Genomic DNA, 21,124 nt, shown 5'->3' on the forward strand with positions numbered 1-21,124 from the left:
AAACGCGCGGCGTTGTCAGCTTCACGGTTCACGAAGGAACCGGGGGGCGGCGGGTGGGCAGGATCAGAACATCGCCTTAAAGGCCAGCCCGTAGGTGCGGGGCTCGTTGACGAAGCCGGTCAGGTTGTTGAAGTCGATGCCCCCGGTGACGCGGATCTGGTTGGTGATGTTGCGCACGAAACCGGCCACCTCGTACTGGCCATTGCCCCACAGATAGCCGACGCGCAGGCCGCCCTCGGTCAACGCCTTGCCGGTGTACTCGGCAGCGTCGTAGAGGAAGAAGTTGACCTTGGAGCGGTAGGCCCAATCGGTGTAGAGGTAGACCTCGTCGCCATTGGCCAGCGGGATGCTCCAGCGCGCCGTGAAGTTGACAGTCCATTTCGGTGCCTGCGGCATCGGGTTGCCGTTCAGGTCCACCGTGGGGGCGAACTTGAAGGCCGCGGGGTTGGCCGGCACCAGGATGCGATCCAGCACCGTGCAGCCCGAACCGCAGGCCTCGGCAGCCAGATTGGCGTCCTTGAACTTGGTGTTGTTCAGCGAAACGCCAGCGGTCAGCAGCACGTCCGGGTGCGGTAGCAGGTCGAGGTTGAGCTCGAAGCCATTGCCGGTCGACTTGGCGGCATTGATCAGGCGGTTGAAGTTGGCGCCGCCGCCCACCGCGGTGAGCTGCTGGTTCTTGACCTCGTAATTGAAGACCGAGGCCGACAGGCGTGCCTTGCGGTTCCAGAAGTCTCCCTTGACGCCGAACTCGATCGACTTGACGTCCTCGGGCTTGGCCTGGCTCTGCGGGCCGAAGGCCGAGGCCGGCTGCATGGAGCTGGCACGGAAGCCCGTGGCGTAGCGGGTGTAGAGGTTGACCGCCTTGTCGAGCGAATAGGTGGCGGAAAGATCCCAGCTCCACTTGCTGTCGCTGGTGGCGGCGCTGGTGCCTGCGCTGGTGTTCACCGGCCCGGTGGTGCTCAGGTCCTTCTCGTCCTTCGTGTAGCGCAGGCCGGCGCGCATCTTGAGGTCGCGCGTGAGGTCGTAGTTGACGGCGCCGAACAGGGCCGCGGCCTTGTTGGTCTGGCGCGTCAGCGTGGTGGTGCTGGGCTGGTGCGTGAAGGCGTTGTAGTCGATCGATTCGATCGTGTACTGCTCATCGAACAGGTAGACACCGCCCTGCCAGCGCAGCGGGCCGCCGTCCTTGGATTCGAGGCGCACTTCCTGGGAGAGCTGGCGGTGGTCGCGCAGGCCGTCCGAGGTCTCGACCGGGAAAGGAATGAAGCCCGGGCCCATGGGCTGGGCGAACACGGCGCCGTAGCCGCCGTCGATGTCACCGCGCGAGAACGGCTCCACCGTCTCCCAGCCGGTGATCGAGTAGATGTTCAGCCCGGGCAGCGACCACTTCAAGCGCGCGCTCGCGCCGGTCTGGGTGATCTGCTGCTCGTTGATGCCGTCGATCGACACGCGCTTGGGGTCGAAGCCGTCCACCAGGTCGTTGGTGCCGGGCTTGATGATGTTGGCGCGGAACAGGCGCGGGCTGCCGTTCAGGTCGCGGTGGTGCACGTTGAAGAGCGCGCTGAATTCCTTGTGTGGCTCGTACAGGGCCTGGATGCGCAGGCCGGTGTCGGTGTAGCCCTCGGTCTTGGGCGTCACCGCGCCGGGCAGGGTGTTCTTCACCCAGTCCTTGCGGTGCTGGGTCTGGCCCGAGAAGCGCGCCGCCCAATCGCCGCCCAGCGGCAGGTTGAAGGCGCCTTCCAGGTTCACCATGCCCTGGCTGCCGGCGCTGATGCTGGCGTAGCCGTTCTGCTTCTGGCTGGGCTTGACGGACTCGAACTTCACCACGCCGGCCGGCGTGTTGCGGCCGAACAGCGTGCCCTGCGGGCCGGCCACCACTTCGACGTTGGCCTGGTCGAACACCGGGAAGCCCTTGAGGATGGGGTTCTCCTGGATCACGTCGTCATAGATCACCGACACCGGCTGCGAAGCGTTCAGGCGGAAATCGGTGTTGCCGTAGCCGCGGATGTAGAAGCGCGGGAAGGCGCGGCCGAAGCTCGATTCGATGTTCAGGCTGGGCACGCGGCCGGAGAGAAAGCGCACGTCCTGGCCGCCGGCGGAGAGCACGTCGAGCTTCTCGCCGCTGAGCTTGGAGACGGCGTTGGGCACGTCCTTGATGTTCTCGACCCGGCGCTCGGCGGTGATGACCACAGTTTCCAGCTGGCTCTTGTCGCGCTTCTCTTCTTCCTGCACCTGGGCAATGGCGGGCAGGGCGGCGGCCAGGGCCAAGCTGAGCAGGGTGGGACGCAGAGGAAGGTAGGGCATGGCGAACTCTTTGTTGGAGGGACTGCGAAGCCGCCCATCTTGCCGCTGGCCCGGGGCGGAGCCGCGTCCTGTTGCGGCAATGCGTCAGCTGAGGCGCCGACGCGATACTCCGCGACCCCCTTTTGACCGTCTCCCCATGCGCCTCATCACCGCCAACCTGAACGGCATCCGCTCGGCCGCCACCAAGGGCTTCTTCGACTGGCTGAGCCACCAGCGCGCCGATGCCGTCGGCGTGCAGGAGGTCAAGGCCCAGGGCGATGTGGTGACGGGGCAGTTCGACCGCTGCGGCCGCCTGCAGGGCCATTTCCACTACGCCCAGAAGAAGGGCTACTCGGGCGTCGGGATGTACATCCACCACGAGCCCTCGGACGTGCGCATCGGCTACGGCTCGGCCGAGTTCGATCTGGAGGGTCGCTGGGTCGAGACCCGCTTCGACAAGCCCGGCCGCAAGCTCAGCCTGATCTCCTGCTACTTCCCCAGCGGCAGCAGCGGCGAAGAGCGCCAGGCCGCCAAGTTCCGCTTCCTGGCCGAGATGGCGCCGCACCTGGCCGCACTGAAGGCCGAGCGCGAGTTCATCCTGGTGGGCGACATCAACATCGCGCACAAGGAGATCGACCTGAAGAACTGGAAGGGCAATCTGAAGAACAGCGGCTTCCTGCCCGAGGAACGCGCCTGGCTGGACCAGCTCTTCGGCGCAGCGGGCCTGGTGGACGCGTTCCGCACGCTGAACCAGAAAGAGGAGCAATACACCTGGTGGAGCCAGCGTGGCCAGGCCTGGGCCAAGAACGTGGGCTGGCGGCTGGATTACCAGATCGCCACTCCCGGCCTGGCAGCGCTGGCGAAGAAGGAAAAGATTCATCTGGAGCCGCGCTTCTCGGACCACGCGCCGCTGATCATCGATTACGACTTTGAGCTTTGATCCAACTCGGGTCAGCCTGCCGGCGCGACCCCTAATATCGATCCATGCAGCGACGCGCCCTGCCACTTGTCTGTGCCAGCCTGCTGGCCGCTCGCCAGCAACCCGCCTCAGCGGCCCCGGCCGTGCTGCGCGTGCTGGCCTGGCCGGGCTATGCCGAACCCGAAGTGGTGCAGGCCTTCGAGCAGCGGCACGGCGCGCGCGTTGAGCTCACGCTGATCGACACCGACGAGGCCCTGTGGCTGCGCTTGCGCCAGCGGGAGGGCGCCGACTTCGACGTGCTGGCGCTCAACACCGTGGAGCTGCGCCGCGCCCAGCAAGCTGGGCTGCTGCGCGCGCTGGAGCCCGCGCGCATCCCCGCCCTGGGGCGCCAGCTGCCGCGCTTCCAGCGCCGCAGCCGCATCCCCGGGCTGGAGCTCAAGCAGGGCGGCAAGACCGAGCTCTACGGCGTGCCCTACACCTATGCGGAGATGGGCCTGATCTACGACCGTCGCCGCCTGTCGGAGGCGCCGACTTCGATCCATGCGCTCTGGGAGCCGCGCTGGCGCGGCAAGGTGCTGGCCTACAACGGCGGCAGCCACAACTTCACGCTGGCGGCGCAGACCCTGGGCCTGCCCGCCCCCTTTCGTCTGCAGACCGGCGATTGGCCGCGCGCCGTCGAACGCCTGATCGCCCTACGCCGCAATGTGCTGGGCTTCTACAGCCAGCCCGAGGAATCGGTGCGCCTGTTCCAGCGCCATGGCGCGGCGCTGATGTTCGCCAACTACGGGACCCAGCAGCTGCAGCTGCTGCGCCAGGCCGGCGCCAACGTGGGCTATGCCATCCCGCGCGAAGGCGCGCTGGCCTGGCTGGACTGCTGGGCGCTGACGCGGCAAGGCCGCGAGACGGCGCTGGCCCATGCCTGGATCGACCATGTGCTGGGTGATCAGGCCAGCCAGCTGCTGGTGCAGCGCCAGGGTCTGGCCAACACCGTGAGCGAATCGATCGGCAGCCCGGGGGCGGCCAAGCTGATCTGGCTGGAACCGGTGGAGGACGTGGCGCGGCGCGAAGCGCTGTGGGCGCGCATCCGCTCGGGCGATCGGGCCGAGCGCGTGCTTTCGCCATGAGGCTCGGGCTCGCGGCGCGCTTTGGCGCGGTGATCGCCATCACGGGCGTGCTGGCCGCGGGCCTGACCGGCTATTACGGCTACTCGGCCAGCCGGCAGATGCTGCTGGACGCCGCCGAGGAGCGGCTGCTCACCGCCACCCGCGTGCTGGCCCGGCAGCTCACGCTGGAGCTGGGCAATGTGGCGCGCGACGTGCTGTTGTTCGCCGAGCACCCGGTGGCCGCCCAGCTGCTGCTGCGCAGCGACCCACAGCTGCAGGAGCGCACCGCGCGCAACACCGCCATCCTGTTCGAGCGCATGCTGCTGACGCACCCGCAGTACTTCCAGATGCGCCTGATCGACACCGACACCTATGGCCAGGAAGTGGTGCGGGTGGACCGCCTGCGCGACGGCGTGCGCCGCGTGCCCGATGCCGAGCTGCAGGAAAAGGGCCATACGCCCTATGTGTACGAAACCATCCGCCTGCCTCGGGGTTCGGTGTACGTCTCGCGCGCCAGCATCAACCACGAGGTGGGCGCCCACATGGGCTCGGAAAAGCCGGTGCTGCAGATGGCCGCACCGGTGCTCGACGCCCAGCAGCAGGTGCGCGGCGTGATCGTCGTCAACGTCGACCTCGAAGGCCTGTTCCGGCAGCTGGCAGCCGATCTGCCGGCCGGGCTGCAGCTCTACCTGATGAACGGCGAGGGGGACTACCTGATCCACCCGGACAAGGCCAAGGCCTTCGCCTTCGACCGCGGCCAGCAGGCGCGCGTGCCGGAGGACTTCCCGGCCGCCAACGCCCTGCTGGCCGAGCCGCCGCAGCGCAAGACCGAGCTGGTGACCCATGTGGGCGGGCGCAGCGGCCAGGTGGCGGCCTTCGTGCGGCAGCCGCGCGGTGATCTGGCGATCGAGGAAGACTTCATCGTCGGCCTGGCCCAGCCCATGGACCAGGTGCTGGCCGAGGGCGAGCGCCTGGGCCGCGTGAATGTGCGCATCGTGCTGGGCTTCAGTGCGCTGGCCCTGCTGCTGGCGGTGCTGCTGGCGCGCGCGCTGAGCCGGCCGATCGGGCAGATCGTGCGCTCGGTGCGCGGCTTCTCGGCCCAGGCGCCACTCGTCAACGAGCTGCCCAGCACGCGCAACGACGAGCTGGGCGTGCTGGCGCGCAGCGTGCACGACATGCAGCGCCAGATCCACCAGCAGTTCGAGACCCTGCAGCTCAAGCAGGCCGAGATGGACCGCCTGGCCAGCCACGACAGCCTGACCGGCCTGCTGAACCGCCGCGCCTTCCTGGACCGGCTGGAGCACGCGCTGGCGCAGGCGCGCCGCAGCCAGGGCCGGCTGGCCCTGCTCTACATCGATCTGGACCACTTCAAGCCCATCAACGACCGCTTCGGCCACGCCGCCGGCGACGCCCTGCTGCAAGGTCTGGCCCAGCGCCTGCAGCACCTGGTGCGCGAATCGGACACCGTGGCCCGGCTCGGCGGCGACGAGTTCGTGCTGCTGATCGAGCAGGGCGCGGCCGACGACGGCGCGCTGCACGGCGTGGCGCAGAAGGTGCTGGCGGCGCTGAGCGAGCCGGTGCCCTTCCAGGGCCAGCAGCTGGTGTGCGGCGGCAGCATCGGCATCGCCCGCTTCCCGCATGACGGACCCACAGCGAGCGAGCTGCTGGCCGCGGCCGACCAGGCCATGTACCAGGCCAAGACCGAGGGCCGGCACCAGGCCCGCTTCGCGCGCAGCTGATGGAACGGCCGGCCGCCCCGGGCTTCAACTCCCAGCTGGCGCGGCAGTTCCTGCGCATCGCTCAGCCCTACTGGCGCGATGCAGAGGAACGCTGGCGCGCCTTCGGCCTGCTGGCGCTGCTGATGCTGCTGCTGCTGGGGCAGACCGGCTTCAACGTGCTGTTCAACCAGGAGACGGGCGAGTTCACCTCGGCGCTGGCAGCGCGCGACGGCGCGCGCTTCTGGTCCTCGATCGAGCGCTTCGTCTGGATCCTGCTGGCCGCGGTACCCATCTACGCGCTGTACTACTTCGTGCGCGACACCCTGGGCCTGCGCTGGCGGCGCTGGCTGACGGTGCGCTTCCTGGGGCGCTACTTCGAGGGCCGCGCGTACTACCACCTGAACGCCGATGGCACGCTGGACAACCCCGACCAGCGCATTGCCGAGGACATCAACAGCTTCACCAGCCAGTCGCTCTACTTCTCGATGATCGTGCTGGGGGCGCTGGTGCAGATGGCCGCCTTTGCCAGCGTGCTCTGGGGCATCTCGCCGCTGCTGATCTACATCCTGTGCATCTACGCGCTCATCAGCACCTTCTTCACGGCGCGCGTGTTCGGTCGCCACCTGGTGCCGCTGAACTTCGCCCAGTTGCAGCGCGAGGCCGACTTCCGCTTCGGCCTGGTGCGCCTGCGCGAACACGCCGAGCCCGTGGCCCTGCACGGCGGCGAGGCGCACGAGCGCGGCACCCTGCAGCGCCTCTTTGACGCCGCCTACGCCAACTACCGCCGGGTGCTGCGCTGGCAGCTCAAGCTCAACCTGTTCCAGTACGCGCACAGCTTCCTGACCCTGGTGCTGCCCAGCATGGTGATCGCGCGCGATGTGCTGGAGGGCCGCTTGGAAGTGGGCCATGCGGTGCAGGCGGCCGGGGCCTTCGGCGCCATCCTCAGCGCGCTGACGCTGATCGTCGAGCACTTCGAGGGCCTGAGCCGCTTCTCGGCCGGCATCGCCCGCCTGCACGCCTTCCAGCAGCAGCTGGAGCGCCCGCACGCGGTGGACGGCATCCGCAGCGAGGCCGCGCATGAGCTCGCGCTACAGGACCTGAGCGTCTACACGCCGGGGCGCGCGCAATGCCTGCTGCAGGGTCTGAGCCTGCACGTGCCGCCCGGCCAGGGCCTGCTGATCAGCGGCGCCAGCGGCACGGGCAAGAGCTCGCTGCTGCGCGTGCTCGCGGGGCTGTGGGACGAGGGCAGCGGCTGCGTGCAGCGCCCCGCCGCACCCGACATGCTGTTCCTGCCCCAGCAGCCCTACCTGCCGCTGGGGCCGCTGCGCGAACAGCTGCTCTACCCGCATCCCGAGCGCGCCGTCTCCGACGCCGAGCTGCAGCACTGGCTGGAGCGCGTGAACCTGGCGGACCTGGCCACGCGCTTCGGCGGCCTGGATGCCGATCGCGACTGGGGCAAGCTGCTCTCCATCGGCGAGCAGCAGCGCCTGGCCTTTGTGCGCGCGCTGCTGGCCCGCCCGCGCTACCTGCTGCTGGACGAAGCCACCAGCGCGCTCGACGCCGACAACGAGCGCCGGCTCTACGAGCTGCTGGCGCCGCTCTCCATCACGCCCATCAGCGTCAGCCACCACCCGGCGCTGCGCGCCTTCCACCGCCAGGAGCTGTGCCTGAGCGGCGGGGGCGGCTGGACGCTGAACGCGCTGTAGCTCACGCCTCGGCCCACTCGAAGCGCCACCAGGCCAGGCCCCCCATCAGCAGCGCCGCCGCACTCAGCAGGCCGGCCTGCTGGGCGGCCTCGGCCAGGCCCAGGCCGCGCCAGGTCATGGCGTCCAGGCCGTCGATGGCCCAGCGCGTGGGCACCAGCAGGGTCAGCTGCTGCAGCCAATCCGGGAACATGAAAGCCGGCACCCAGGCGCCGCCCAGCATCACCAGCAGCAGCGTGGCCACGATGGCCAGGCCGCGTGTGGCCTCGGGCGTGCGGCCCAGCGCCGCCACCGCCAGGCCGAAGGCGGCGGTGAAGAGCGCGAAGCCCAGCAGCACCAGGGCCAGGCCCAGCCAGCTGCCCTGCACGCGCACGCCAAAAACCGCGATGGCCACCGCCATCAGCACCGTGAACACACCCAGCGCAATCAGCGCGCTGCTGAGCAGCCGGCTGCCCAGCAGCACCGTGCGCGAGACCGGCGCGGCGCGCAGGCGCTTCCACAGGTCCTGCCGGCGCAGCAGCAGCAGGGCCACGCCCATGTCCACGCCCAGCATCAGGATGAACTGCACGCCCATGCCGGCAAAGGAATGGGCGTAGGCGTTGTAGCCGGCCTGCTGAGGCGCTTGCGCCGCCACCAGCTCGGTGTCGAAGGGCTGGCGCAGGCCGCCCGAGACACCGGATGGGGCCGATGCACCCGCGGCTGGCGCACTCACGCGCTGCACGCGCGCCACCTGGTCGAACAGGGCCAGCAGCTCCTGCTGCTCCGCCGCGGCCAGCCCCTGGGCGTGCTGCACCTGGCCGCGCAGATCGGCCATCAGGCGGCCGTCGGCCTGGAAGGCGGCCTGGCTGAGGCTGCGCATCGCATGCTGGGCCAGCAGGCCCTGCACCACGGCCAGACCCATGGCCTTGGAGGGGTCGTGGTGCAGCAGGATCACCGGCCGCGGCCCGGCGCCGAACAGCGCGCGCCCGGCCTGCTGGCCAAAGCCGGCGGGCAGCTGCACGGCGGCGTCCAGCTTGCCGGCGCGCACCAGAGCCTGGGCGGGCTCGGCGTCGAGCTCCTGCAGCTTCAGATGGGCATCGGCGCGCAACGCCGCCACCAGGGCCTGGCTGGCCGGGCTGCGGTCCAGATCGGTGATGGCCAGCGCGACGCCGGCCTTCTTGGCGCTGCCGCTGCCGCCGAACAGGCTGCCGAAGAAGGCGGCGATGAGGATCGGCGCCAGCAGGGTCAGCAGCAGGGCGCGGCGGTCGGACAGAAAGATCCGCAGGTCCTTCTGGACCAGGGCGAGCAAGGCATGCATGGGTCAATCCCTCAGCTGACGGCCGGTGAGGGCCAGGAACAGGTCTTCCAGCGTGACGCGGCTGCTGGCCCAACGCGCCGGCTGCAGGCCCTGCGCGGCCAGGGCCTGCAGCACGGCAATGCCGGCCTGCCAGTCCGCCAGGGCCAGGCGCAGGCGCGGGCCCTCGCGGCGCAGGCCCTGCACACCGGGCAGGGTCTGCAGCGCAGCCAGGTCGGGCTCGCCCTGCGCGAGCTCGATGTCCAGGCCCAGGCCACCTTCCAGGCGCTGCAGCAGCTCGGCCAGCTGGCCCTCGGCCACCACGCGACCATGGTCCAGGATGACGATGCGATCCGCCAGGCGCTCCACCTCCTCCATGTAGTGGCTGGTGTAGATCAGCGCCTTGCCGGCGCGCTTCAGGCTCTCCAGCAGCTCGAAGATGGCGTTGCGGCTGTGCGGGTCCACGCCCGCGGTGGGTTCGTCCAGCACGATCAGATCGGGCTCGTGCACCAGGGCACAGGCGATGTGCAGGCGGCGCTTCATGCCGCCGCTGAAGGCACGCGGCGCCTCGTCGGCGCGCTCCAGCAGGCCCACCTGGGCCAGCACCGCCTGCGCGCGCTGGCGCTGGCGGGCGCGGTCCAGACCGTAGAGCGCGCCGAACAGCTCCACGTTGCGGCGTGCGCTCAGGGTCTCGAACAGGGCCAGCTCCTGCGGCACCAGGCCGATGCGGCGCTTGGCAGCGTCCGGCGCCGCCTGCAGGGCCTGCCCGCCCAGGCGGATCTCGCCGCCGTCGGGCGGCAGCAGGCCGCAGAGTATGGCCACGGTGGTGGACTTGCCCGCGCCGTTGGGGCCCAGCAGGCCGAGCAGCTCGCCGCGGCGCACGGCCAGGCTCACGTCGGCCACGGCCGGCCGCGGGCCGTAGTGTTTGCGCAGGGCGGTGGCCTGCAGCAGCGCGTCTTGCATGGGGGCTCCCGAAAGCGAGGAGGCTGCAGCTTCGGCGCTCGCCGCGGCCCGCGCCGCCGCGCTGCGATAAGCGGCGGCCGCGCGGCGCCAACGGCCGCCGGGCGCGGCGAAGCGCTGCGCCGCGTGCAGCCAAAAGTCATGTTCTGTGCCGAAAACCGCGTGCGCCGGGCCGAAATGCGCGCGGCCCCTGGGGTGGACCCGCAGGGAACTCCCCGTAAGCGCCCTGGAAAATCGGGCCCTTCACTGCCCCCGCCCACCCGGCGTGGGCAGTCCTGTTTTTGGAGCCTCCATGTCCACCGCCACCCTGCCCGCCGGTACCGCCACGAGCGACACCGCGCACGACACCCGCCAGCCGCCCGGCATCAAGGTGATCTTCTTCACCGAGATGTGGGAACGCTTCAGCTACTACGGCATGCGCGCCCTGCTGGTGCTGTATCTCGTCAACGCCCTCGGCTACGAGCGCGCCAACGCGCTGGCGCTGTACGGCATCTACACCGGCCTGGTCTACCTGACCCCGCTGATCGGCGGCGCCTTTGCCGACCGCTACCTGGGCCAGCGCCGCGCCGCGGTGATCGGCGGCACGGTGATGATGCTGGGCCACTTCGCCATGGCCTTCGAGCCCCTGCTGCACCTGGCGCTGGGCCTCTTGATCGTGGGCAACGGCTTCTTCAAGCCCAACACCACGGCCATGGTCGGCCATCTGTACAACGGCGAGGACGACCCGCGTCGTGCCGGCGGCTACTCGATCTTCTACATGGGTGTGAACCTGGGCGCCTTCCTGGCGCCGCTGGTGGCCGGCACCCTCGGTCAGAAGCTGGGCTGGCACTGGGGCTTCGGTGCCGCCGGTGTGGGCATGCTGCTGGGTCTGTGCCAGTTCCTGTGGCAGCAGCCGCTGCTGGGCCGGGCCGGCCTGATGCCGCAACAGGGCCCGGTCGGCAAGGGCGACATCGGCCTGATCCTGGGCTGGAGCGCGGGCTGCTTCGCCTTCGTGTTCGGCGCGCTGCAGGCCTGGAAATTCGTCGGCCCCGTGTACGGCGGCCTGCCCACCGTGGCGCAGGTGCTGATCGCCGTCGGCGTCATCGGCGGTGCGATCTGGAGCATCGTCAAGCCCGATGCCAAGAGCGTGGGCCATGAACCGCTGAACCGCGCCGAATGGGGCCGCGTGATCAGCATCGTCATCGTGATGATCTTCGTGATCGCCTTCTGGACCGGCTTCGAGCAGGCCGGCGGCACGATGGCGCTGTTCGCCGACGAGAACACCAACCGCATGGTCGGCAGCTTCGAGGTGCCCTCGTCCTGGTTCCAGTCGATCAACCCGCTCGTCATCGTGGCGCTGGCCCCGGTGTTCGCCGCGCTGTGGACGCGCCTGGACCAGAGCCGCTACCGCATGGGCGACACCATGAAGCAGGCGCTGGGCATGGTGGTGCTGGGCCTGGGCTTCGTCGTCATGGCGATGGCCCAGAGCATGGCCGACAGCGGCATCAAGGTCGGCATGCACTGGCTGGCCATCGTGTTCTTCATCCACACCCTGGGCGAGCTGATGCTGTCGCCGGTGGGCCTGTCGATGGTGTCGCGCGTGGCGCCGGCCAAGCTGGTCTCGCTGCTGATGGGTGTGTGGTTCCTTTCCAGTGCTGCCGCCAACTACCTGGCCGGTGTGATGGAAGAACTGCTGAAGGGCAGCGGCTTCGCGCTCTACCCCTTCCTGGCCGCCTTCGCAATCGGCGCCGGCGTGCTGCTGGCCCTGATCAGCCGCCCGCTTGAGAAGGCGATGCACGCCAAGTGATGCGTGCCCTGCTCGGCGCCGCCCTGCTGCTGCTGGCGGGCTGCGCCGGCATCGCGCCCGCGCCCGGCGATGCCGCGACGCGGGCCGTCCTGCTGGACCAGGTCTGGCAGGCGATCGACGAACGCCATGTGGACCCCGCCCCACCCGATTGGCCGCTGGCGCGTGAGCGCCACCGTGCCGAGGTGCTGGCGGCCCCGGACCAGCCCGACCCCGAAGCCTTCTGGCAGGCGCTGGACCGCGTGGCCGGTGAGCGGCACGACGCGCACACCCGGGTCGAAGGCCCGCGCGACGAGCGCCGCCGCGTGGCCGACCGCGGGCCCACGCTGGGCTTCACACTGGCGCACATCGAAGGCCAATGGGTGGCCGAGCGCGTGCAGCCGGGCAGTGCCGCCGCGGCCGCCGGGCTGCACCCCGGCATGCGCCTGCTGAGCTGGCAGGGCCGCGCGGCCGAGGCCGAATGGGCCGAACGCCTGGCGCGCACGCGCCAGAGCTCCACCCCCCAGGCGCGCGCGCTGACGGCGCTGCGCCAGTGGCTGGACGGCCCGCCCGGCAGCCGCGTGCAGCTGCGCTGGCAGGGCCTGGACGGCCAGCCGCTCGACATGGAACTGGAGCGCGTGGAGCAGGACCTGCCGCCGCGCTGGAGCTTCGAGCAGCGCCCCAGCGGCGTGGGCGTGCTGCGCTGGAACCGCTTCGACACCCGCATCCAGGGCGCGCTGCTGGAGACCCTGCGCCACCTGCCCCCGCTCACCGGCCTGGTGCTGGACCTGCGCGGCAATGGCGGGGGCAATTTCGACATGACGCGCCGCCTGCTCGACCAGCTGCTGCCCGAGAACCAGACGGTGCAGTTGACGCGGCTGCGCGGCAGCCAGCGCGTGCAACTGCACCGCGCCGGTGGCCCGGGCGCCTACGCCGGGCCGCTGCGCGTGCTGGTGGACGCGGCCTCGGCCAGCGGCTCCGAGATGCTGGCCGGCGCGCTGCAGCATGCCGGCCGCGCCCGCGTGCTGGGCGAGACCAGCTGCGGCTGCCTGCTCGGCATCCAGCGCTACCTGGAGCTGGCCGGCGGGGGCCGCCTGGCGGTGAGCGAGCGCGCGCTGGCCCTGCCCGATGGCCGCCGGCTCGAAGGCATCGGCCTGCAGCCCGACCGCGTGGTGGCACGCACGCTGGAGGCCCTGCGGGCCGGCCGTGATGAGGGTCTTGAGGCCGCCGAGCAGGAGCTCAGCGTCAGCCGGTAATAAGCTCGGGCCATGGTGCTCGACGATCCCGGCGTTCTCGCCGCCCTGCCGACCCTCGCTTGGCCCGCGCTGCTGCTGCTGGCCTGGCTCTTGGGGGAGACCGCCCACCGCACGCTGGGCTTGCCACGCATCAGCGCCTATGCGCTGGTGGGCGTGGTGGCCGCGCCGGCCCAGCTGGGCTGGCTGCCGGCCCACTCGCCAGGGCTGGACCTGGTGGCCTACACGGCCTTCGGCCTGCTGCTGTTCGAGTTCGGCTACCGCGTGAACCTGCGCTGGTTCCGCCACAACCCCTGGCTGGGCGTGGCGGCGCTGGTGGACGCGCTGCTGTGTTTCGCGGCCATCGGCACCGTAGCCGGCCTGCTCGGTGCCGATGCCGCCAGCGCCGCACTGCTGGCCGCGCTGGGCATGGCCAGCTCGCCCGCGGCCCTGGTGCGGGTGCTGAACGAGGAGCGCGCAGCCGGGCAGATTGCCGAGCGGCTCATCCACGTGGCCGTGGTGGGCTGCGTGCTGGCCGTGCTGGCCTTCAAGGCGGTGCTGGCGGTGCACGTCTACCAAAGCTCGGGCAGCCTGGCGCAGGCGGCCTTTGCCGGCGGCTGGGCGCTGCTGCTCTCGGCCGGCCTGGGCCTGCTGGCCGGTGTGGCCATGCCGGCAATATTGAGCGCCCCCAGGCCGACCATCGGTCGGCCGCCCCCCGCGGGGGTCAAGGATTTCGGGAGCGGCCCTTCAATCCTTGACAGCCTGCCCGATCAGGCACCCGACAGCACCCTGCCCTACGCGCTGGCCGTCATCGGCCTGGTGGGCCTGAGCCATCTGCTGCAGGGCTCGCCCATCGTGGCGGCGCTGGCCTTCGGCCTCACCGCGCGCCACCGCCGCGTGGTGTTCGCGCGCAGCGCGCGCGGCTTCGGCCCGCTGGGGGACTTGCTGACGCTGACCCTGTTCGTCTACCTGGGCTCGCGGCTGGACTTGGCCCAGGTGCACCAGGGCCTGCTGCTCGGCTTGGCGCTGGTGCTCACGCGTCTGCTGGTGACGCCGGCGGTGATGGCCGGCTTCGCCCATGTCAGCGGCACCACGCCGCGCAAGGGCGCGCTCACCGGCATCGGGCTGATGCCGCTGTCGGCCTTCGCGCTGCTGCTGCTGGAGCAGTCGCGCCATTTGCAGATCGACCTGCTGGACCGCCTGGCCCCGCTGGCCGCGGCCATCCTGGTGCTGGAGCTGGCCGGGCCGCTGTGCACGCGGCTGGCGCTGCGCTGGGGCGGAGAGACGCGATGAGTGAAGTCACGAGTGACGCGGGCCTGTTGCCCTTCCACGATTCCGACTCGCTCAGCCTGGGCGTGGAGTTGGAACTGCAACTGCTGTCCTTGAGCGATCAGGACCTGGTGGCCGCCAGCACCGACATGCTGGACCTGCTGGGGCGCGCCCCTTTCCCGGGCCAGGTCACGCCCGAGATCACCACCAGCATGATCGAGGTGGCCACCAGCATCCACACCCGCCACGACGAGCTGCTGGCGCAGCTGCGCGCCATCCGCGACACCCTGCTGGCGGCCGGGCGCAAGCTCAACGTCGGTCTGGCCGGCGGCGGCACCCACCCCTTCCAGCGCTGGAGCGAGCAGCGCATCTACCCGAAGGCGCGCTACCAGCAGGTCTCGGCCCTGTACGGCTACCTGGCGCAGCAGTTCACCATCTTTGGTCAGCATGTGCATGTGGGCTGCCGTGGCGGCGATGAAGCACTGTTCCTGCTGCACAGCTTGAGCCGCTATGTGCCGCAGTTCATCGCCCTGGCCGCCAGCTCGCCCTTCGTGCAGGGGCAGGACACCTTGTTCCACTCGGCGCGCCTGAACTCGGTGTTCGCCTTCCCCTTGAGCGGGCGCGCGCCCTTCATCCTGAGCTGGCGCCAGTTCGAGCAGGAGTACTTCGAGAAGATGACGCACACCGGGGTCGTCAAGTCGATGAAGGACTTCTACTGGGACATCCGGCCCAAGCCCGAGTACGGCACCATCGAGCTGCGTGTGTGCGACACCCCGCTGGACGTGGACACCGCCGCCGCCCTGGCCTGCTACCTGCAGGCCCTGTGCCGCCACCTGCTGAATGGTGGCGAGCCGCCGCCGGTCGAGGACGACTACCTCGTCTACACCTACAACCGCTTCCAGGCCTGCCGCTTCGGCCTGGACGGCCAGCTGGTGCACCCGAAGAGCTACGAGCCGATCTCGCTGCGCGAAGACGTGCTGCGCACCCTGCGCCTGCTGCAGCCGCACGCCCAGGCGCTGGGCTGCGAGGCGGCGCTGGAGCACATCCAGCAGCTCGTCTACCTGGGCAATGGCGCGCAGTGGCTGCGCGAGCAGCGCGCGCGCAGCGGCAGCGTCGAGGGCATGGTGGAGGCGGCGCTGCAGCGTTTTGCCGGCGCCTAGGGCCTGTTCACACCACGCGAAGCCACCGCGTGGTGTGAACAGGCCCTAATCAGCCTCGCGCCAGGGGGATGACCTTGGCGCCGCCGGCACCCAGCACATAGGTGTCACGCCCGCGCGCCTTGGCCTCGTAGAGCGCGGCGTCGGCCTCGCGCAGCAGGGCCTCGGGCGGGGTGTCGGCGCTGGCGCTGAAGGCCAGGCCCAGGCTGGCGGAAACGTGCAGGCGCAGGCCCTCGGCCAGCTCGAAGTTCGGGCGCAGCGCGGCCAGGAACTTCTGGGCCACGGCCACCATGTCCTCGGGCTGGCGCAGGTCTTCCAGCAGCACCACGAATTCATCGCCAGCAAAGCGCGCCGCCACGTCGTGCAGGCGCGTGGCGGCGCGCAGGCGGCGGGCGAATTCCTGCAGCACGGCGTCGCCCACGGCATGGCCCTGCTCGTCGTTGACGCGCTTGAAGCGGTCGATGTTCAGGTAGATCACCCCCACACCCAGGCCAGTGCGGCGCGCGCGCGAAAGCATCTGCGGCAGGCGGTCGGCCACGAAGCGGCGGTTGCGCAGGCCGGTCAGGGTGTCGGTGAAGGCCAGTTCGGCCAGCCGCTCCTCGGTCTGCTTGAGCTCGGTGACATCGGCGCTGACGGTGTAGACGCCCTCGCAGCGGCCGTGCGGGTCGAGGTCGGGCACATAGCTGTTCTTGAAGATGCGGTCACCGAGCTCGGTCTGGCGCTCGGAGACGAACTCCACCGTCTCGCCGCGCAACGCGCGCTGCAGATGCGGCAGGCGGGCGGCGTAGATCTCGGGCGGCAGCAGCTCGTGCAGGGTCTTGCCCTCGGCCATGTCCCAGGCCGGGCCCAGCCAGCGCGCGCAGGCGTCGTTGGCAAAGGTGACGCGCAGCTCGCGGTTCAGGTGCACCAGCATCACCGGCACCGCATCGGTCAGGGCCGCCAGCAAGCGCTCGCTGCGCTGGGCCACGCGTGCGTTGTAGAGCGCCTCGGACTCCTTCTCGCGCAGCTTGGTGATGTCGCGCAGGCTCAGGGCCGCGCCCTCGCCCACGGCGACGATGTGCTGGCTGGCGATGAGCCGGCGACCGAGCAGGGGCGAGAGGTCCAGGTCCGCCACCAAGGGCTGGCCGGTCTCGATGACCGCGCAGCATTGCGTGAAGAGCGGGGCGGCGAGCTCGCGCGGCAGCGCCTCCAGCAGGCTGCGGCCCTCGGGGCTGGCCTGGCCTGGCGTCAGCCACTCGCAGGCCGCCCGGTTGGCATGCACGCAGCGCAGGTTCACCAGGCGGCCCTGGGCATCGCGCTGGGGCTCGAAGATCAGCAGCGCGTCGAGCTGGGCGTCGGCGCTGGTCTGGAAGAGCGTGCGGGCGCGCGCCGCTGCCAAGCGGCTGCGCTCCAGGCGCCGGCTCACGCCGCTCAGCGCCCAGAAGGCGGCCAGCAACGCCAGGCTGGCCACGGCACCGATGCCCAGCAGCCGGCGCTGGCGGGCATGCAGCGGCGCCAGGAATTCGTCCTTGCCGAGCGCCGCGTAGCTCACCACCTCGAACTCCGGCAGCAGGCGGTAGGCCACCTGGCGCTCCAGCTGGTCCAGCGGGCTGCGGGCCTCGAAGCGGCCCTCGGGGGCGCGCTGCACTTCGCGGTAGAGCTGACCGTTGCGGATGGATTCGCCGAACAGCAGCTGGTCGCCCGAGCGGCGTGCGCGCACCAGCCAGTCCAGGCCCACCACGCCGAGCAGGCCGCTGTGGCCGAGCTGGCTGCGCGAGTAGGCGCTGGTCAGGTAGGCGGGGTCGATGGAAGCGACGACGACCCCGCCGAAGCCGCCGTCCGGACCGGTCCAGGCGCGGCTCAGGTGCAGGCGCCATTCGCCGCTGACGCGGCTCTGCGTGGGCGGGCCCACGAACAGGCCGCGCACCTGGCCCATGCGGTGCTGCTGGAAGTAGGGCCGGTCGACCGCCGTGCTCGCGGCCTCGGACAGATGGGGGATGTCGGAGGCGACGATCTTGCCCTGTGCATCGGTGACATACACATGCTTGAGCCCGGCCGGGCGCGCCCCAGGCTGGCCGAACCAGTCGAGCTCGGGCCGGCCATGCTGCTGCACCTGCTGGGCCAGCGCGCGCAGCAGCAGGTCCAGTTGCCCGAGGTTGCTTTTCACGAAGGCGTGGTAGCCACTGGCCGCGCCCAGCACGCGCTGGCGCAGCTCCTCCTCACTGCGCTGGCTGTCGAAATGCAGAAAGGCCGCCAGCGCACCCCACAGGCCGGCCAGCAGCAGCAGGCCCAGGCCGGGCAGCCCGAGGCGCAGGGCAAGGGCGGAACGCTGGTTGGAGACAGGCATGCGGGGCCGGTGCAGCAAGGGGGTCATCACTGTCACACAGCGCGGCCGCGCGCCGCGGCCGTCGTCGCGGCTCCCCCACAGGGGGGGGCCCCGCCTACACTCGCGCCCGGGTGCTGGGAGCCACGCGTTCGCAGCAGGTTTTTCGCGCAGGTCGGGCCGCCGCGCGGGCTCTCACCTGTCCAGCCCATGCCCACGCCCACCACGATCCAGATCCTTGCCGCCGCGCTGTTCGCGCTGGCCCTGGTGCACACCTTCTCCACCAAGTTCTTCGAGCGCCTGGCCCACACCCAGCCGCGCCACGCCGGGCTGTGGCATCTGCTCGGCGAGGTCGAGGTGGTGTTCGGCTTCTGGGCCATGGTGTTGATGGTGTGCATGTTCGCCCTGCTGGGCAAGCCGCAGGCCACCGCCTACCTCGATTCGCGCAACTTCACCGAGCCGCTGTTCGTCTTCGCCATCATGGTGGTGGCGGGCACGCGGCCCATCATCCAGGCCTCCGGCGCGGCGGTGCAGACGCTGGCGCGCTTCATGCCCTTGCCGCGCGGCATGGCGCTGTACTTCCTGCTGCTGGCCTTCGTGCCGCTGCTGGGCAGCTTCATCACCGAGCCCGCCGCCATGACGCTGGCCGCGCTGATGCTGCGCGACACCCTGTTCAGCCGCGCCGTCTCCGCGCGCCTGAAGTACGCGACGCTGGGCGTGCTGTTCGTCAACATCTCGATCGGCGGCACGCTCACGCCCTTTGCCGCGCCGCCGGTGCTGATGGTGGCGGGCAAGTGGAACTGGGACCTGGTCTTCATGGTCAGCACCTTCGGCTGGAAGGCGGCCATCGCGGTGCTGGTGAATGCCGCCGGCGCGATGCTGCTGTTCCGCAAGGAGCTGGCGCGCCTGGCCGCCCAGCCCGAAGCCACCGAGGCGCCGGTGCCGCTGGCGGTGGTGGCCGTGCACCTGCTGTTCCTCGTCGGCGTGGTGGTGTTTGCCCACCATCCGGCGGTGTTCCTCGGCCTGTTCCTGTTCTTCCTGGGCTTCGCCACCGCCTACCAGCGCCACCAGAGCCCGCTGATCCTGCGCGAGGCCCTGCTGGTGGCCTTCTTCCTGGGCGGCCTGGTGGTGCTGGGCGGGCAGCAGCAGTGGTGGCTGCAGCCCCTGCTGATGCAGATGGACGCGAACGCCGTGTTCTTCGGCGCCACCGCGCTCACCGCCATCACCGACAACGCGGCGCTGACCTACCTCGGCTCGCTGGTGGAAGGCCTGAGCGACGACTTCAAGGTGGCCCTGGTGGCCGGCGCGGTGACGGGTGGCGGCCTGACGGTGATCGCCAACGCGCCCAACCCGGCCGGTGTGGCCATCCTGCGCGGCCAGTTCGAGGACGGCGCGATCTCGCCGCTGGGGCTGCTGATCGGCGCGCTGCCGCCCACCCTGGTGGCGATGCTGGCCTTCCGCCTACTCTGAGAGCTCCAGCAGGTAGGCGCCGCGCGCCGGCAGGCTCAGCACACCGTCCTGCAGCGCGGGCGCGGGGCCGCCCAGCAGGTCGCGCACTTGGCGCACACCGGCCGTCATCTCGGGGAAGCGGCGCAACTCCAGGCGGCTCGGTTCGCGGTTCTTGTTCAACACCAGCATCAGGCGGCGCGACTCGCCGGGCTGGTAGCGGAACAGCACGTAATGCCCATGCTCGGGGGCGTATTGCATCAGCTTGCCCGCGTGCACCAGCGCCTCGCCCTTGCGCCAGTTGAAGAGCCTGCGCACGAAGTCCTGCATCGCGCGCTGGGGCTCGCTCAGGCCCTGGCCGGTGAAGGCGTTCACGGCATCACCCGCCCAGCCGCCGGGCATGGGGGCGCGTACGCGGCCGTCGTCGCGCTGCGCGGGGCTGGTGAAGAGGATCTCGTCGCCGTAGAAGAACTGCGGGATGCGCCGCGTGGCGGCCATGAAGGCCAGCGCCATGCGCATGGCCACGGCGTCTTCCTTCAGCAGCGAGTAGAGGCGCGGCGTGTCGTGGTTGCCCTCGAACAGCACCAGCTGCTCGGGGGCGGGGTAGACGAAGTCGTGCGCCAGCGCCTCGTAGAGCTTGGTGAAGCCGCTGTCGTGGCTGTCGGCCTCATTCAGGCTGGCCAGCAGCGCGCCGTGCAGCGGGAAGTCCATCATGCTGGGCGTGCTGGAGCGGTAGCCGTCGTGGTTCTGCTTGCCGCGCTGCCAGTACGCCACCACGGCCGGGTGCGGGCTCCATTCCTCGCCCACGATGTTGAGCTTCGGGTACTCGGCCATCAACCGGGCCGACCAGCGGGCCAGGAAGTCGCGGTCCGAGTAGGAGTAGGTGTCGGTGCGGATGCCCGAGAGCCCCATTTCCTCGACCCACCAGATCGACATCTGCGTCAGGTAGGTGGCAACGAAGGGGTTGCGCTGGTTCAGGTCCGGCATGTTCTGGGTGAACCAGCCGCTGGCGAAGCGCGCTTGGTCCGACGGCGCCGCATAGGGGTCCTGCAGGCTCATGCGGGCGTGGTGCGTCTCGGTGTACTGCGGCCACTGGTTGACCCAGTCCGGGCTGGGCAGCTTGTGCATCCAACGGTGGCTGGCGCCGATGTGGTTGAGCACGATGTCCTGGATCACGCCCACGCCGTGGCGGCGCGCCTCGGCCACGAAATCACGGTAATCGGTGTTGGAGCCGAAGCGCGGGTCGATGGCGTAGAAGTCGCTCGCCGCATAGCCGTGGTAGCTGTACGCCGCGCCGTTGTTTTCCACCAGGGGCGTGGGCCAGACCTGCGTGAAGCCCAGGCCGGCGATGTAGGGCAGGGCCTGGCGCATGCCGGCCAGGTCGCCGCCGTGGCGGTCGCCCGGGTTGCTGCGCTTGCCGGTGCGCTCGGCGATGTGCGCTGGCAGGGTCTTGTCCGGCTGGCCCTGAGCGAAGCGGTCGGGCACCAGCAGGTAGATCGCATCCCGCGGGCCGAAGCCCTGGCGCTGGGCCGAACCCGCTGCGCGCGCGCGCAGCTCGTAGCGCTGAACCAGCGGGGCGCTGGCCCCGCCCTCGAAGTGCAGTTCCAGCCAGCCCGGGCGCGCCTGGGCGCCCAGCTCCAGGTCCAGCACCAGGTGGTCCGGGCTGGGCAGGCGGTGCACCGCCTTGAGCCGCACACCCGACGTGCCGGACGCCTGCAGGCGGGCCTGACGCGCGCCGATGCCCGGCGCCTCCACCAGCAGCTGCAGTTGGGGCTGCGCCATGCCCACCCACCAGTGCGGCGGCTCGATGCGCGGCTGCGCCAGGGCGGCGGCACCGAGTAGGCCCAGGGTCACGGCGGCGAGCTTGTTCATGTCATGCGGCATGTAATTTGAATACCTAAGCACGGTAGCCTGTGAATTGCAATTACATCAAGTGCCCAAAGTTCGCACTTGCACGACTTGTAGTTTTGCTACTTTTGCGGCAGGCTTGCGGCCACGAT

14 protein-coding genes are annotated in these 21,124 nt (G+C 70.5%); 9 read left to right on the forward strand and 5 right to left on the reverse strand.

Annotation, left to right across the window (positions count from 1 at the left end; genetic code table 11):
* Positions 1-63 precede the first annotated feature (63 nt).
* Positions 64-2,301, reverse strand: coding sequence for a TonB-dependent receptor (locus ACE3QP_RS07985; RefSeq protein WP_374435005.1), 2,238 nt, complete (start codon positions 2,299-2,301; stop codon positions 64-66).
* A 136-nt stretch (positions 2,302-2,437) separates the two neighbouring features.
* Between ACE3QP_RS07985 and ACE3QP_RS07990 the strand changes: the two genes are divergently transcribed.
* Genes ACE3QP_RS07990 through ACE3QP_RS08005 form a run of 4 tightly spaced genes read left to right on the forward strand, consistent with a single transcriptional unit; the run spans position 2,438 to position 7,726 of the window.
* On the forward strand, positions 2,438-3,220 hold the full coding sequence (locus ACE3QP_RS07990) for an exodeoxyribonuclease III (protein ID WP_374435006.1): 783 nt from the start codon (positions 2,438-2,440) through the stop codon (positions 3,218-3,220).
* Positions 3,221-3,264: 44 nt separating this feature from the next.
* On the forward strand, positions 3,265-4,323 hold the full coding sequence (locus tag ACE3QP_RS07995) for a PotD/PotF family extracellular solute-binding protein (protein ID WP_374435007.1): 1,059 nt from the start codon (positions 3,265-3,267) through the stop codon (positions 4,321-4,323).
* Positions 4,320-6,041 carry a diguanylate cyclase domain-containing protein gene (locus tag ACE3QP_RS08000; RefSeq protein WP_374435008.1) on the forward strand — a complete coding sequence of 574 codons (1,722 nt, stop codon included), beginning with the start codon at positions 4,320-4,322 and terminating at the stop codon, positions 6,039-6,041. Before ACE3QP_RS07995 ends, ACE3QP_RS08000 begins: the two co-directional genes overlap by 4 nt.
* Positions 6,041-7,726 carry an ABC transporter ATP-binding protein/permease gene (locus tag ACE3QP_RS08005; protein ID WP_374435009.1) on the forward strand — a complete coding sequence of 562 codons (1,686 nt, stop codon included), beginning with the start codon at positions 6,041-6,043 and terminating at the stop codon, positions 7,724-7,726. The genes ACE3QP_RS08000 and ACE3QP_RS08005 overlap by 1 nt, the downstream gene beginning before the upstream one ends.
* Position 7,727: 1 nt before the next feature.
* Here the strand turns inward: ACE3QP_RS08005 and ACE3QP_RS08010 are convergent, their stop codons facing one another.
* Both ACE3QP_RS08010 and ACE3QP_RS08015 read right to left on the reverse strand, forming a co-directional pair.
* Entirely contained in the window at positions 7,728-9,020 is a 1,293-nt protein-coding gene (locus tag ACE3QP_RS08010; RefSeq protein ID WP_374435011.1) for an ABC transporter permease, read from the reverse strand.
* A gap of 3 nt (positions 9,021-9,023) precedes the next feature.
* A complete protein-coding gene (locus ACE3QP_RS08015) occupies positions 9,024-9,959 on the reverse strand; it encodes an ABC transporter ATP-binding protein (RefSeq protein WP_374435012.1) in 936 nt (311 codons plus the stop codon).
* Between the two features lie 289 nt (positions 9,960-10,248).
* On the opposite strand from ACE3QP_RS08015, the gene ACE3QP_RS08020 reads away from it, so the two are divergent.
* The 4 genes from ACE3QP_RS08020 to ACE3QP_RS08035 are packed head-to-tail and all read left to right on the forward strand — an operon-like array spanning position 10,249 to position 15,379.
* A complete protein-coding gene (locus tag ACE3QP_RS08020; protein WP_374435014.1) occupies positions 10,249-11,742 on the forward strand; it encodes a peptide MFS transporter in 1,494 nt (497 codons plus the stop codon).
* Positions 11,742-12,974, forward strand: a complete 1,233-nt coding sequence (locus tag ACE3QP_RS08025; RefSeq protein ID WP_374435015.1) for a S41 family peptidase — start codon at positions 11,742-11,744, stop codon at positions 12,972-12,974. Before ACE3QP_RS08020 ends, ACE3QP_RS08025 begins: the two co-directional genes overlap by 1 nt.
* Before the next feature lie 12 nt (positions 12,975-12,986).
* Positions 12,987-14,243, forward strand: coding sequence for a cation:proton antiporter (locus ACE3QP_RS08030; RefSeq protein ID WP_374435017.1), 1,257 nt, complete (start codon positions 12,987-12,989; stop codon positions 14,241-14,243).
* Positions 14,240-15,379 (forward strand): YbdK family carboxylate-amine ligase, encoded by a 1,140-nt coding sequence (locus tag ACE3QP_RS08035; protein ID WP_374435018.1) that lies wholly within the window; start codon positions 14,240-14,242, stop codon positions 15,377-15,379. The genes ACE3QP_RS08030 and ACE3QP_RS08035 overlap by 4 nt, the downstream gene beginning before the upstream one ends.
* A 49-nt stretch (positions 15,380-15,428) precedes the next feature.
* On the opposite strand, the gene ACE3QP_RS08040 is transcribed toward ACE3QP_RS08035, so the two are convergent.
* Positions 15,429-17,702, reverse strand: a complete 2,274-nt coding sequence (locus tag ACE3QP_RS08040) for a diguanylate cyclase domain-containing protein (RefSeq protein WP_374435020.1) — start codon at positions 17,700-17,702, stop codon at positions 15,429-15,431.
* A gap of 186 nt (positions 17,703-17,888) precedes the next feature.
* Between ACE3QP_RS08040 and ACE3QP_RS08045 the strand changes: the two genes are divergently transcribed.
* A complete protein-coding gene (locus tag ACE3QP_RS08045; RefSeq protein WP_374435022.1) occupies positions 17,889-19,148 on the forward strand; it encodes a putative Na+/H+ antiporter in 1,260 nt (419 codons plus the stop codon).
* Here ACE3QP_RS08045 and ACE3QP_RS08050 read toward each other — a convergent pair.
* Positions 19,140-20,996, reverse strand: a complete 1,857-nt coding sequence (locus ACE3QP_RS08050) for a glycoside hydrolase family 13 protein (RefSeq protein ID WP_374435024.1) — start codon at positions 20,994-20,996, stop codon at positions 19,140-19,142. The two genes, ACE3QP_RS08045 and ACE3QP_RS08050, sit on opposite strands and share 9 nt — an antisense overlap.
* Positions 20,997-21,124: the final 128 nt, after the last annotated feature.

Origin of the sequence: Inhella sp. (genome assembly GCF_041912635.1) — a bacterium.
Lineage (GTDB): Bacteria > Pseudomonadota > Gammaproteobacteria > Burkholderiales > Burkholderiaceae_C > Inhella.

Bases quoted from the DNA above. Each gene is read 5' to 3' on its own strand.
- ACE3QP_RS07985 (WP_374435005.1), bottom strand. From the start codon at position 2,301: ATGCCCTACCTTCCTCTGCGTCCCACCCTGCTCAGCTTGGCCCTGGCC.
- ACE3QP_RS07990 (WP_374435006.1), top strand. From the start codon at position 2,438: ATGCGCCTCATCACCGCCAACCTGAACGGCATCCGCTCGGCCGCCACC.
- ACE3QP_RS07995 (WP_374435007.1), top strand. From the start codon at position 3,265: ATGCAGCGACGCGCCCTGCCACTTGTCTGTGCCAGCCTGCTGGCCGCT.
- ACE3QP_RS08000 (WP_374435008.1), top strand. From the start codon at position 4,320: ATGAGGCTCGGGCTCGCGGCGCGCTTTGGCGCGGTGATCGCCATCACG.
- ACE3QP_RS08005 (WP_374435009.1), top strand. From the start codon at position 6,041: ATGGAACGGCCGGCCGCCCCGGGCTTCAACTCCCAGCTGGCGCGGCAG.
- ACE3QP_RS08010 (WP_374435011.1), bottom strand. From the start codon at position 9,020: ATGCATGCCTTGCTCGCCCTGGTCCAGAAGGACCTGCGGATCTTTCTG.
- ACE3QP_RS08015 (WP_374435012.1), bottom strand. From the start codon at position 9,959: ATGCAAGACGCGCTGCTGCAGGCCACCGCCCTGCGCAAACACTACGGC.
- ACE3QP_RS08020 (WP_374435014.1), top strand. From the start codon at position 10,249: ATGTCCACCGCCACCCTGCCCGCCGGTACCGCCACGAGCGACACCGCG.
- ACE3QP_RS08025 (WP_374435015.1), top strand. From the start codon at position 11,742: ATGCGTGCCCTGCTCGGCGCCGCCCTGCTGCTGCTGGCGGGCTGCGCC.
- ACE3QP_RS08030 (WP_374435017.1), top strand. From the start codon at position 12,987: ATGGTGCTCGACGATCCCGGCGTTCTCGCCGCCCTGCCGACCCTCGCT.
- ACE3QP_RS08035 (WP_374435018.1), top strand. From the start codon at position 14,240: ATGAGTGAAGTCACGAGTGACGCGGGCCTGTTGCCCTTCCACGATTCC.
- ACE3QP_RS08040 (WP_374435020.1), bottom strand. From the start codon at position 17,702: ATGCCTGTCTCCAACCAGCGTTCCGCCCTTGCCCTGCGCCTCGGGCTG.
- ACE3QP_RS08045 (WP_374435022.1), top strand. From the start codon at position 17,889: ATGCCCACGCCCACCACGATCCAGATCCTTGCCGCCGCGCTGTTCGCG.
- ACE3QP_RS08050 (WP_374435024.1), bottom strand. From the start codon at position 20,996: ATGAACAAGCTCGCCGCCGTGACCCTGGGCCTACTCGGTGCCGCCGCC.